Source organism: Chelativorans composti (genome assembly GCF_039541695.1).
Lineage (GTDB): Bacteria > Pseudomonadota > Alphaproteobacteria > Rhizobiales > Rhizobiaceae > Chelativorans > Chelativorans composti.
In genome coordinates this window covers 245,203-257,422 of sequence record NZ_BAABGS010000012.1, presented here as the reverse complement: position 1 = coordinate 257,422, position 12,220 = coordinate 245,203, and the positions used below count along the sequence as shown (strand labels likewise).

General features: G+C 64.1%; 9 protein-coding genes. 3 read left to right on the top strand and 6 right to left on the bottom strand.

What is annotated here, in order from left to right:
- Positions 1-2 precede the first annotated feature (2 nt).
- The 3 genes from ABD906_RS03680 to gyrA all read right to left on the bottom strand — a co-directional run bounded on the left by ABD906_RS03680 (position 3) and on the right by gyrA (position 4,434).
- Positions 3-587 carry a peptidylprolyl isomerase gene (locus ABD906_RS03680; RefSeq protein ID WP_345098267.1) on the bottom strand — a complete coding sequence of 195 codons (585 nt, stop codon included), beginning with the start codon at positions 585-587 and terminating at the stop codon, positions 3-5.
- Positions 588-605: 18 nt separating this feature from the next.
- Positions 606-1,103, bottom strand: a complete 498-nt coding sequence (gene coaD, locus ABD906_RS03675) for a pantetheine-phosphate adenylyltransferase (RefSeq protein ID WP_345098303.1) — start codon at positions 1,101-1,103, stop codon at positions 606-608.
- Between the two features lie 538 nt (positions 1,104-1,641).
- Positions 1,642-4,434: a DNA gyrase subunit A gene (gene gyrA / locus ABD906_RS03670; RefSeq protein ID WP_345098266.1), complete on the bottom strand. Its 2,793-nt coding sequence runs from the start codon at positions 4,432-4,434 to the stop codon at positions 1,642-1,644.
- 492 nt (positions 4,435-4,926) lie between these two features.
- Here gyrA and ABD906_RS03665 point away from each other — a divergent pair, with 492 nt between their 5' ends.
- The gene (locus ABD906_RS03665) at positions 4,927-5,568 is read left to right on the top strand and encodes a MarC family protein (protein WP_345098265.1); all 642 of its coding nucleotides are present in this window, start codon (positions 4,927-4,929) and stop codon (positions 5,566-5,568) included.
- Between the two features lie 188 nt (positions 5,569-5,756).
- Here the strand turns inward: ABD906_RS03665 and cckA are convergent, their stop codons facing one another.
- Complete coding sequence (cckA, locus tag ABD906_RS03660) at positions 5,757-8,327, bottom strand: cell cycle histidine kinase CckA (RefSeq protein WP_345098264.1); 2,571 nt, start codon at positions 8,325-8,327, stop codon at positions 5,757-5,759.
- Positions 8,328-8,782: 455 nt separating this feature from the next.
- On the opposite strand from cckA, the gene ABD906_RS03655 reads away from it, so the two are divergent.
- Positions 8,783-9,598: a hypothetical protein gene (locus tag ABD906_RS03655; RefSeq protein ID WP_345098263.1), complete on the top strand. Its 816-nt coding sequence runs from the start codon at positions 8,783-8,785 to the stop codon at positions 9,596-9,598.
- A gap of 82 nt (positions 9,599-9,680) precedes the next feature.
- Positions 9,681-10,496 carry a nucleoside triphosphate pyrophosphohydrolase gene (mazG, locus tag ABD906_RS03650; protein ID WP_345098262.1) on the top strand — a complete coding sequence of 272 codons (816 nt, stop codon included), beginning with the start codon at positions 9,681-9,683 and terminating at the stop codon, positions 10,494-10,496.
- Positions 10,497-10,598: 102 nt separating this feature from the next.
- Here the strand turns inward: mazG and hflX are convergent, their stop codons facing one another.
- Both hflX and hfq read right to left on the bottom strand, forming a co-directional pair.
- Positions 10,599-11,960, bottom strand: coding sequence for a GTPase HflX (gene hflX / locus ABD906_RS03645; protein ID WP_345098261.1), 1,362 nt, complete (start codon positions 11,958-11,960; stop codon positions 10,599-10,601).
- Complete coding sequence (hfq, locus tag ABD906_RS03640) at positions 11,961-12,209, bottom strand: RNA chaperone Hfq (RefSeq protein WP_345098260.1); 249 nt, start codon at positions 12,207-12,209, stop codon at positions 11,961-11,963.
- Positions 12,210-12,220: the final 11 nt, after the last annotated feature.

The window sequence follows — 12,220 nt, the reverse complement described above, 5'->3', positions numbered from 1 at the left end:
TGTTACTGTTCGTCTGCTGCAATGCGCACGCGCACCATGCGGTCCGGGTCGCTCACCGTGCCGTTCGGCCCCGAGCCGCGCTTGATCTTGTCCACGTTCTCCATGCCCTGCTCGACCTGTCCCACAACTGTATACTGGCCATTGAGGTGGGGGGCAGAGGCAAACATGATGAAGAACTGGGAATTGGCCGAGTTCGGATCCATGGCGCGCGCCATGCCCACGACACCGCGCTCGAACGGCTCCTTCGAGAATTCCGCCGGCAGGGTGCCCAGATCCGATCCGCCGGTGCCGACCCGCGCGGGATCATAACCCTTGGTGGTATTGCCAAATTGCACGTCGCCGGTCTGCGCCATGAAGCCGTCAATCACCCGGTGGAAGACGACATTGTCGTACGCCCCTTCGCGGACAAGGCGCTTGATGCGCTCCACATGCTTTGGCGCGAGGTCTGGACGCAGGGCGATGACCACCTCGCCGCCGCCCGACAGCTCGATAATCATGGTGTTTTCGGGGTCTGCCGCGCTGGCGGAGCCCGCGAAGGTTATGCTCGCGGCGATAAACGCGGAGGCCAGGAGGCTCACAAGTTTCATGGTCTGGTTCCTGCTCAGTTAGCGGTTGGAAAATTTCTCGCGCAGGGCGTCCGCGATATTTGCCGGAACGAACGGACCGATGTCGCCACCCATGGAAGCGATCTGCCGCACCAACGTCGCCGTGATCATGCGCACCGCCGGGCTTGCCGGGAGAAACACGGTCTGAACCTCCGGCACCATCGCCTGGTTCATACCCGCCATCTGCATCTCGTAGTCGAGGTCGGTGCCGTCGCGCAGCCCGCGAATCAGGATCGACGCGCCATGCGCACGCGCCGCATCCACCACCAGACCGTCGAAGGCGACCACGAAAATGCGTTTTCCCTCTTCGCCGAACTCCGCCTCAGCAGCCTTCTCGATGAGCCGAAGCCGCTCCTCGAAGCTGAACAGCGGCTTCTTTCCGGGATGAATGCCAATGGCGACAATGATCCGATCCGCCAGCGTAAGCGCTCCCCTGAGCACATCAAGGTGGCCGTTGGTGATGGGATCGAACGATCCTGCATAAAGGGCGATGCGCATAGTCATGCGTGGTTTAGTAGCTTCTGTGATGCTTCAACGCAATCGGAATAAGGCGGGGGAACATGGCAGATCTGCGGACGTCGCCGTCACGCCTCAGCGACACGCGCGTCCGGCAGGCGCAATCGCCCTGCCTCTCGCCTCGATACACAGGAACACGATGGTGGACAACCTTTGCGGGAATTAGCAGTTCTTTCACGGAACTGTGTGACATCAGGTGGCGAAGAGCAGGAACTAGAAATGGCCCCCGATGGTTATGGCCAGCCACCTATGGAGCTCCCGATGTTCATACTCGCCCTGGCCCTGACCATGACCGTCGTAATGATAGCCGTGACGATCAGCCGGCTTAACGCCGAAGCCGAGCACAAACGGATCAGCACGCAGTGGGACGATACACCTGCGGAGGGATCGCCAGCCCCTGCACACTGCCCTCCCGGCGGATGACCAAACTCACCGTTTGATAAGCCCCCCGATCAAAAGAGAAGCGGCCTGCCCGGCCATGTCCGGGCAGGCCGCTTGATTTCCGTCAGGCCCGAAATCCTCAGGCGTCGGTGGCTCCAGCGCTTTCCGGGCCGTCGCCGTCCGGCTCGCCGCCGTTGCCGTTCTGCTCTCCCTCGCCGTTCTGGGGCTCGGAAATGCGCTCGACGGATACGACGCGATCGCCATCGGCGATGTTGAAGATCTTCACGCCCTTGGTGGCGCGGCTGGCGATGCGGATACCGTGTACCGGCACGCGGATCACCTGCCCGCCGCTAGTCACAAGCATGATCTGATCGTCGTGGCCGACGGGGAAGGCGGCGACCAGCGGGCCGATCTCGGACCGCTTGGAGACGTCCGTCGCGCGGATGCCCTTGCCGCCGCGGCCGATGACGCGGAAGTCATAAGAGGAAGAGCGCTTGCCGTAGCCGTATTCGCTGACGGTAAGCACGAACTGTTCCCTCGCCTTGAGTTCCTCGTAGCGTTCCGCGGACAGCGCCATCTCCTCGCCGACATCCTCGTTGGTGAGCGAGATTTCCTCCGCCGCATCCGGATCCGAACCCGAGCGCAGCTCGGCAATCGCCTGGCGGAGGTAAGCGGCGCGTTCAGCCGGCGCTGCTTCCACATGGCTTAGGATCGCCATGGAAATCACGCGGTCGCCGGGCGCCAGATTGATGCCGCGCACGCCGATCGAGTTGCGGCCCGCGAACACGCGCACGTCGGTCACGGGGAAGCGGATGCACTGGCCACCCGCCGCCGTCAGCAGCACGTCGTCGTCTTCCGCACAGGTCGAAACCGCAAGGATTTCATCGCCTTCGTCGTCAAACTTCATGGCGATCTTGCCGTTGCGGTTCACCTGGACGAAGTCGGACAGCTTGTTGCGGCGGACGGTACCGCGCGTGGTGGCGAACATCACATCCAGCTCGCTCCAGGTGCTTTCATCCTCGGGCAGCGGCATGATGGTGGTGATGCGCTCGCCTTCCTCCAGCGGCAGGAGGTTGCGCAGGAACTTGCCGGTGGACTGGGGCGTGCCGAGCGGCAGGCGCCAGACCTTCTCCTTGTAGACTATGCCGCGCGAGGAGAAGAACAGGATCGGCGTGTGCGTGTTCGCCACGAACAGCTGCGTGACGAAATCCTCGTCCTTCGTGGACATCCCGGAGCGGCCCTTGCCGCCGCGCGCCTGCGCCCGGTAGACGGACAGCGGCACGCGCTTGATGTAACCCTTGTGGGTCACGGTCACGACCATGTCCTCGCGCTGGATGAGGTCCTCATCATCCACGTCGCCCAAGCCCTCGACGATCTCCGTGCGGCGCGGCGTGCCGAACTCGTCGCGGACGGCGATGAGCTCGTCCTTGACGATCTGCAGCACGCGCGGACGCGAGGACAGGATGTCGAGGTAGTCGCTGATCTCGGCGCCGATCTGGTTCAACTCGTCGGCGATCTCATCGCGGCCCAGTGCGGTCAGGCGCTGGAGGCGCAGGTCGAGGATCGCCCTCGCCTGCTCTTCCGACAGGTTATAGGTGCCGTCCTCGTTGATCGTGTGGCGCGGATCGGCGATAAGCAGGATCAGGGCTTCGACGTCCTTTGCCGGCCAGCGACGGGTCATCAACTGCTCGCGGGCCGTCTGCGGATCGGGCGCCGCGCGGATGAGCGCGATCACCTCGTCGATGTTGGCGACGGCGATGGCGAGGCCCACGAGCACGTGGGCGCGTTCGCGCGCCTTGCGCAGCAGATACTTGGTGCGCCGCGTGACCACTTCCTCGCGGAAGGACACGAAGGCGCGCAGCATGTCGAGCAGGCCCATCTGCTCGGGCTTGCCGCCGTTCAGCGCCACCATGTTGGCGCCGAAGGACGTCTGCAGCGGCGTAAAGCGGTAGAGCTGGTTGAGCACCACTTCCGCGTTGGCGTCGCGCTTCAGCTCGACCACCACGCGGTAACCCTGCTGGTCACTCTCGTCGCGGATATCGGAGATGCCCTCGACGCGCTTCTCGCGCACGAGCTCGGCCATCTTCTCGATCATCTGCGCCTTGTTGACCTGATACGGGATGTCGCTGATGACAATCGCCTCACGGTCGCCGCGGGTGTTCTCGATCGAGGTCTTGCCGCGCATGATGATCGAGCCGCGGCCCGTCTCATAGGCCGCGCGAATGCCGCCGCGCCCGAGGATGATGCCGCCAGTAGGGAAATCCGGGCCGGGAATGTGCTCCATCATCTCCGGCAGCGTGATCGCCGGATTATCGATCAGCGCCAGGCAGCCGTTGACAACCTCCGCCAGGTTGTGCGGCGGAATATTGGTGGCCATGCCCACGGCGATACCGCCGGAACCGTTGACAAGCAGGTTCGGGAAGCGCGCAGGCAGGACACGCGGCTCCTGGGTAGAGGCGTCGTAGTTCTCCTGCCAGTCGACCGTATCCTTGTCGATGTCCTCGAGGAGTTCGTGCGCGGCCTTGGTGAGGCGCGCCTCGGTATAACGCATGGCTGCGGGCGGGTCGCCGTCGATGGAGCCGAAGTTGCCCTGCCCGTCGATCAGCGGCAGGCGCATGGACCAGTCCTGCGCCATGCGCACGAGGGCGTCGTAGATCGCCGCGTCGCCGTGCGGGTGATACTTACCCATCACGTCGGCGACCGGGCGGGCCGACTTCACGTACTTGCGGTTCCAGTGATAGCCGCTCTCGTAGGAGGCATAGAGGATGCGCCGGTGAACGGGTTTCAGGCCGTCGCGGACGTCGGGCAGCGCACGACTGACGATCACGCTCATGGCGTAATCGAGATATGAGCGCCGCATCTCCTCGATGATGGATACAGGCTCGATGTCGTCGGGCTCGCCGGGCCCTCTCTCTGTGGTTTGATCGGTCAAAGCTGGATCACACTAATGTCAGAAGAATCATATGCTCTTATATAGGAGTTCCGGCCAAAACGCCAAACCTGATGACTCACAATAACCGGGGAAAACTTAATCATTTTCAATACAATATCGGTCTTTGCAAGGCTGCGGCAATTATGTTGCGGTCACGCCTTTCCTCCGCCTGCCCTTCCCCGGGCAAAAAGCAGCGCCGAGAGCCCGGAGACGGCCACCGTCCCGCCCCCGATACAGTACCGCTTCTGCGCGTCGCTCCCGCCGATAAGGCCTACCGGAGGAAGATCGCGATGCCGGACGCGCCTGTCATCAAGCAATGAACAAGCGGCTTTTCCAATGTCTATCGTCATGGCAACGGTTCTTGAAATATAGGATGAAGTCGTGAGAGTGGAGTGATATGAGCCTGTCTCTGGAATTCAACCAGGTTTTTTATCAATATTCATGACAGTCTTTTTTCGAGATTGCGTGCCCGATCAGTAGTGGAAAGCCATAATGCCCTCACTTGAACAACTCATAAATGCATTCGTTACCCTTCTCGTGACGCTCGACCCGCCTGGCCTCGCCCCGGTCTTCCTGGCCCTGACCACCGGCATGACGCGCCAGGAGCGAAATCAGGTGGCGGCGCGCGCGAGCGTCATCGCCTTTCTGATCCTGGTTATCTTCACGCTCTTCGGGAAATCCATTCTCACGACACTGGGCATTTCCGTGCCGGCGTTCCGCGTGGCCGGCGGGCTGCTGCTGTTCGTGATCGCCTTCGACATGATCTTCGAGCGCCGCACCGAGCGGAAGGAGAAGAGCGCCGAGATGGCCATCACCAAGGACATGATCCACAACATCGCGGCTTTCCCGCTCGCCATTCCGCTGATCGCGGGGCCCGGCGCCATCTCCGCAACGCTGCTGATTTCGGGCAGCATGCCCGGCGTGATGGGCCTCACCCTGCTCTGCCTGATCCTGCTGGCGCTGTGCGCGCTGACCTATCTGGTCTTCCTTCTGTCAGACGCCATCGACAGTTTTCTCGGATCCACCGGCCGCTCGATCCTCAGCCGCCTGCTGGGTCTGATCCTCGCCGCGCTCGCGGTTCAGTTCGTGGCTGACGGCGTGATCGAGATGTGGAGGGATGCAACGGCGGGGTGATTGCAGGGGCCTCATTCCTGGCCGCGCCTGATACCCCCCTTTCGCAAGAATCGGCACTTGGCTCAGCCAGGTGCCGATTTTCGTTTTACCCGCGGTGTGGGAAGATAACCGCGCACGCCGCGCTGGTGCCAGACAGCGGGACCTGAGACTTGCAAGAAGGGCTTCCAGTGCGGAGCAATTCTGGTGCCCTACTTCTTCTCTTCCAGCATTTCCTTGACGGTGGTCGCCAGTTGCTTGAGCGAGAAAGGTTTGGGCAGGAAACCGAAGACGGCGTCCTCGGGCAGGTTCCTGGCGAAAGCGTCCTCGGCGTAGCCCGAGACGAAGATGAAACGGATGTCGGGCTGAATCTCGCGAAGCTTCGTCAGCAGCGTCGGCCCGTCCATCTCCGGCATCACCACGTCGGAGACGACGATATCCACCTGGCCGTCGAGTTCCTTGAAGATTTCGAGCGCCTCGGTGCCCGAAGTCGCCTCGAACACCTCGTAGCCGCGCGAGGTGAGCGCCCGCACGCTGCCGAGGCGCACGGCGTCCTCATCTTCGACGACGAGCACGCGGGCGGAGCCGGAGAGATCGCGGTTGGCGGGTTTCGCCTGCTCTTTCGCCGCGGCGGCCCCCTGGGCAGCCACCTCGGCTTCGGCAGGAACGTGGCGCGGCAGGAAGATGCGGAAGGTCGTGCCCTTGCCCACCTCGGATTCGCAATGGATCGAGCCGCCCGTCTGCTTGACGATGCCGTAGACCATCGACAGGCCGAGACCGGTACCCTTGCCCACCTCCTTGGTGGTGAAGAAGGGCTCGAAGATCTTCTTCATCGTTTCGGGGTCGATGCCGGTGCCGGTGTCCTCCACCTCGATCAGCACGTAATCGCCCGGCGCCAGCTCGCGGTAGTTGAAGCCGGGCACTTCCTCGGCCGAAACGTTGCGCGTGCGCACCGTGAGCGTGCCGCCCTCGGGCATGGCGTCGCGCGCGTTGACGGCGAGGTTGACGATCACCTGCTCGAACTGGCCGAGGTCGGCCTTCACCGGCCACAGGTCGCGCCCATGCTCGATCTTGAGCTCGACGCTGTTGTTCATCAGCCGCTGCAGCAACATGCGCAGGTCGGCGAGAACATCGGTGAGGTTGAGCACCTCCGGACGCAGCGTCTGACGGCGCGAGAAGGCAAGCAGCTGCCGCACCAGCGAGGCGGCGCGGTTGGCGTTCTGCTTGATGTTCATGATGTCCGGGAAGGACGGATCAGACGGCCGGTGGTTGGTCAGCAGCAGGTCCGACGCCATGATGATGGCGGTGAGCACGTTGTTGAAGTCGTGCGCGATGCCGCCGGCGAGCTGCCCAACCGCCTGCATCTTCTGGCTCTGCGCCATCTGGTTCTCGAGCGCCTTCTGCTCGGTGGTCTCCACGGCGTAGACGATGGCCGCCTCTTCAACTCCTTCCGAGTAATCGGCAACCGCATTGACGTAGAAGCGCATGTGGCGCTCCTCGTTGTCCGGGAGCACGGTGTCGATCGGAGGAATGGACGCCTGGCGCTGCTTGGCCTTCTCGAGCGCGGCCTCGAAGGCTTCGCGATCGCGCTCGTGGATTACGGTCTTGAGCGGGATACGGCGCTCGATGGCGCTGCTGTCCACCACGCTGCCGAACAGCGACAGGAACGGCGCGTTGGTGCTCAAGATCCGGCCCTCGCGATCGACGCTGGCGATCGCCATGGGTGTGGAGTTGAAGAAACGCGTGAAGCGTACCTCGGCAGCCCGCAGCGCGGCGGAGGCATCCTCGCCCACGGAGCGGTTGAGCACAATGGTGCGGCTGGGGCCGCGCTTGCCGTCGCGGCTCGCCGACACGCGGTGCATGAAGCGCACCGGCAGCGCCTCGCCCGTCACGGTGAGCATGTCGAGATCCATGACGCCCGTGCGCGTGGAGCCCTGCTCCGGCTTGAAGGAGTGGACGAGCGCCATGCCGTCGCCGGCGACGATCTCGGACAGAGCAACGGAGCCCGGCACGAACTTGGCGAGGTCAATGCCCAGCCAGTCGGCAAGCGTGGCGTTGATGTAGGTAAGGCGCCCCTCCGAATCGGCGGCAAAGAAGCCAACCGGCGCCTGGTCCAGATGGTCGATCGCCTTTTGCAGATCGAGGAAGAAGCGCTCCTGCTCAGCCCTCTCCTGCGAGATGTCCTTCAGCACCCAGGCCGTCACCGGCCGGCGCTGGCCGGGCAGCTTGAATACCCGTGCCCGCGCGCGATACCAGCGCGCACCCGGTTCGGCGCCTGCCCGGATGGAGCGGGACAAGCGGAACTCGCCGTCCGCCGGCTTCCCGTCCCGCACGGCGGCGGCCAGCCGCTCGATCGTGGGCGCGGCTTCGGGATTGTCGGAGAGCAGCGCCTCCACGGTCTTCACGTCGGCCGACGAGGTAGCCCCGGTCAGTGCCGCGTAGGCCTGGTTGGCGTAGAGGATGCGGCCTTTGGCGTCCGTGACCAGCAGACCCTCCGGCATGCTGTCGATGAAGGCCCGTGCGAGCTCGTCGCCCGTGGCGCGCGGCGCGATGTGGACGAAGCCGATCGTCGCGGCGAACAGGAAGCCGACGCCGACTGTGGCGAGGATAGCGAGGGCGATCAGAACGAAGGTTTCCCCGAGCGGCTCCTGGAACAGGAAAAAGAGCGCTGCCGCGGCTGTCAGGACGAGAATGAACAGGGTCAACCGGAAGATCACGCCCGGCCGCGCCGTCTGGTCCACGACCGGGAACATCTCCATTTCGCCGCTACTGTCCTTGGCCATACGTTTCCTGCCTGTCGCGGCCCAATAACTGAAGCCTGAGGGTTTTCCGCATATATCAAGCCGTTACACGGGCGCAAGCCGCCTTCCCGCGCACTTCGACGCGCCCGCCGAGTCACGGTGTTCCATGAATACTATCCAAGCAAATGCTTGGGTAGTCTTGAGCTTGTCGTTATAGCTGACTGTAATTCCGGCCTGTCCTACAGATGGCAGAACCCACCCAGCATGTGACGGGAAGGCTATCGTTGTCACACAGGCGTGCGCGGCCGGTGTGGCGATCCCCTCGCGGAGCGCCTGCCTCACAGTCCGCTCGACAGATTCGCCTCGTGCTTGCCGGCGCTCTCTACCCCGCCTACCTTAACCGAAGCCCGAAAGGTCCTGGACCGGCGCCCGCGCTGGCGAGGATTCGGGCATGGGAAGGCCAAGAGCATATCCATGTCGTATCGGGGAGATAACTGATGGCGGACATGCTGGAAACAGCCCTCGGCGCGAATGCCGTTTCGGCCATAGTGTGGATTGTCCTTGCGCTGCTGGCGCTGGTCGCGCTGCTCGTGGTGCTCCGTTTTGTCCGCAGCATTCGCTCCGGCCTTCCGGTTTCTGGCGGGCGGCACAGGGCGCCGCGGCTCGCCGTGGTGGACGCCGTGGCGGTGGACGCGCAGCGCCGCCTGGTCCTCGTGCGGCGGGACAATGTGGAGCACCTGATCCTCATCGGCGGTCCGTCCGACCTTGTCGTCGAACAGAACATCCTTGCCGGTGACGTCCACCGCGCCATCGCCGAACGCCAGATGCGCATGCCCGCAGCCACGCAGAAGCCCGCGCCGCGGCCACGGCCGGCGCCGGCTCCGGCCGCATCTCAGCCGCGGAACGCAGAGCCACGCGCGCCCGCAGTTACACCGGAGAAAACCGGACCGGAGGTAACACCACGGGCCCCTTCGCCCATTCCAGCCGACGGACGGGGCCAGACGGGTGGCGCGTCCGCGTCCACGCCGCCCCGCCGTCACGCGGTGGCCGTGACGCCCCCTGAAGCGGAGCCGGAAGCGCCTCACGCGGAGCCCGAGCCGGTCGTCCAGCTTCCCACTTCCCCGAAGAAGACAGAGCCCCGCTTCGAACCGCCTTTCGTGACGAAGCCTGCACCGGCGCCCGCACCTGCCGCCGAGCCCTCCGGCGAGCAGGCAGAGGAGGACTTGGGCGCCGCCGCCGAACTGTCCATGGAGGAGGAAATGGCGGGGCTTCTCGACGATATTGTTCCGGAGAAGGACAGGCGCACCCGCTGACCTTCGCCTGCCGAAATCGCCCCTTCAAATTCCGGCGGAGCTCGCGTAAGGGTCTGCCTCGGGCTTCATTGGAGAGACCTGCATGACACCCTCCAGGGACATTTCACGCCTCATCGAGATCATGGCCGCCCTGCGCGACAGGGAGACCGGCTGTCCCTGGGACGTGGAGCAGACCTTCGAGACCATCGCGCCCTACACGGTCGAGGAAGCCTACGAGGTCCGCGACGCCATCGACCGCAACGACATGGTGGACCTGCGCGAGGAGCTTGGCGACCTGTTGCTGCAGGTCGTCTTCCATTCGCGGATCGCCGAGGAGGAAGGCCATTTTTCGTTCGGCGACGTGGTCGAGGCGATCACCACCAAGATGATCCGCCGCCATCCGCATGTCTTCGGCGATAAGGAAGCGCGCCGCGCCGGCATGGCCAAGAGCATGTGGGAACGCATCAAGGCCGAGGAAAAGGCCGAGCGGCGCGCCGCCCGCGGCATTGACGACGAGCCGAAGGGCTATCTCGACGACATCGCGCTTTCACTGCCGGCGCTGACCCGTGCGCTCAAGCTGCAGGCCAAGGCCGCGCGCGTCGGCTTCGACTGGGGCGCGCCCGAACCGATCCTCGACAAGATCGAGGAGGAAATCGCCGAGCTGCGCGCCGAGATGGCAAGCGGCAGCACTGACCGTATCCGGGACGAGTTCGGAGACCTGCTCTTCGCGGTCGTCAATCTCGGCCGCCATCTGGGCATCGACCCGGAGCAGGCGCTGACGCAGACCAACCGCAAGTTCACCACCCGCTTCCACGCGATCGAAAGGGCGCTCGCCGCCCGGGACCGGACGCTCGATGAGGCCTCCCTCGACGAGATGGAAGAACTCTGGCAGCAAGCCAAGGAAGCCGAGAGGGGCTGAGGCGCCTGCCCCTTCCCCCCCTCATGCTGAGCCTCTCGAAGCGAGAGCCTGTCGAAGCGTGAGCCTGAGAATCCAGCCGATTCCGCGCCCGCGAGACCGGACTTATTTCAGCCGTCTCTCGAATTCCCGCCGCGCGGTTTCGGTGGCGCGGATGTGGATCGTGACGCTGCCGTCCTCGTGATCCTCGCGCGAGGTCACGCGGCCATTCCTGTAGATCCAGTCGAGATGCTGAAGCTGGTGCGGCCGGACATTGAGTACCACGTCCTGCAGCGCCCCCGAGATGCGCTCCTCGATGATGCGCAGCAGGTGGGGGATGCCCTCCCCCGTCACGGCGGAAATCGCCACCGGCGGCGTCTGCTGCGCCTCGTCACGCAACAGCCGTTCGCGGTCGGCGGGATCGAGCAGATCGATCTTGTTCCACACCTCCAGTACGCGCTCGCTGTCGGAAGGATCGACGCCCAGGCTCTGCAACACCTCCCTCACCTCGCGCGCATGGGCAGCCGTGTCCGGGTGCGAAATGTCCCTCAGGTGCAGGATCAGATCCGCTTCCACCACCTCCTCCAGCGTGGCGCGGAAGGCCGCGACCAGATGCGTCGGCAGGTCAGAGATGAAGCCCACCGTGTCGGAGAGAATGACGACCGTGCCGTGCGGGAGCACGAGACGGCGCAACGTCGGATCCAGCGTGGCGAAGAGCATGTCCTCCGCCATCACCTCCGCGCCGGTGAGACGATTGAACAGCGTGGACTTGCCGGCGTTCGTATAACCCACCAGCGCGACGATCGGGAACGGCACCTTGCGCCGCTTGGCCCGGTGCAGGTCGCGCGTGCGCCGCACCGTTTCAAGTTCGCGCTTGATTCGGGTGATGCGCTCCTGCAGAAGCCGGCGGTCCGCCTCGATCTGGGTTTCACCCGGGCCGCCCATGAAACCGCCGCCACCGCGCTGGCGCTCAAGGTGTGTCCAGCTGCGCACCAGACGGCCGCGCTGGTATTCGAGATGCGCGAGGTCGACCTGCAGGCGGCCTTCCTTGGTCCGCGCGCGGCGTCCGAAGATTTCGAGGATGAGACCGGTACGGTCGAGTACCTTCGCCTTGAGCTCGCGCTCGAGGTTGCGCTGCTGGACGGGCGTCAGCTGGTAATCGACAACGACGAGCTCCGCGCCCGTCTCCTGAACGATCCTTGCGAGCTCCTCGACCTTGCCTGCTCCGATGAGAGTTGCGGGTCTCGGGACGGAGAGATTGAAAAGGTCCCGATGCACGATGTCGAGATCAATGGCCTCGGCAAGACCCATGGCCTCTTCGAGCTTGGCCTGCGGTGCAAGACTCTGGCGCGGCGTGCCGGCATCCTCCCCTTGCCGCCGGTCACGCACCGTCAGAACCGGCACGACGACAATCGCTTTCGTCGGCTCCTCAGCCGTGGAGCCCTCCGTCACGCGCTTGTCGGTGTGTTCCTTGCCTGACTTTACCAATCAGCCTTCCTGACTGCCTTCATCGGCATCGTAAAGCTGTACGGGCTGGCTCGGCATGATGGTCGAGATCGCGTGTTTGTACACAAGCTGCGAATGGCCGTCCCGGCGCAACAGAACGCAGAAATTGTCAAACGACGTAACCACGCCCGTCAGCTTGACGCCGTTAATCAGAAAAATCGTTAGAGGATTCTTGCTCTTGCGAACGGTATTCAGGAAAAGATCCTGCAGATTTTGCGTGCGCTCCGCCATTTTTTCTTTTA

Bases quoted from the DNA above. Each gene is read 5' to 3' on its own strand.
- mazG (WP_345098262.1), top strand. From the start codon at position 9,681: ATGACACCCTCCAGGGACATTTCACGCCTCATCGAGATCATGGCCGCC.
- hfq (WP_345098260.1), bottom strand. From the start codon at position 12,209: ATGGCGGAGCGCACGCAAAATCTGCAGGATCTTTTCCTGAATACCGTT.
- ABD906_RS03655 (WP_345098263.1), top strand. From the start codon at position 8,783: ATGGCGGACATGCTGGAAACAGCCCTCGGCGCGAATGCCGTTTCGGCC.
- ABD906_RS03665 (WP_345098265.1), top strand. From the start codon at position 4,927: ATGCCCTCACTTGAACAACTCATAAATGCATTCGTTACCCTTCTCGTG.
- cckA (WP_345098264.1), bottom strand. From the start codon at position 8,327: ATGGCCAAGGACAGTAGCGGCGAAATGGAGATGTTCCCGGTCGTGGAC.
- coaD (WP_345098303.1), bottom strand. From the start codon at position 1,103: ATGCGCATCGCCCTTTATGCAGGATCGTTCGATCCCATCACCAACGGC.
- ABD906_RS03680 (WP_345098267.1), bottom strand. From the start codon at position 587: ATGAAACTTGTGAGCCTCCTGGCCTCCGCGTTTATCGCCGCGAGCATA.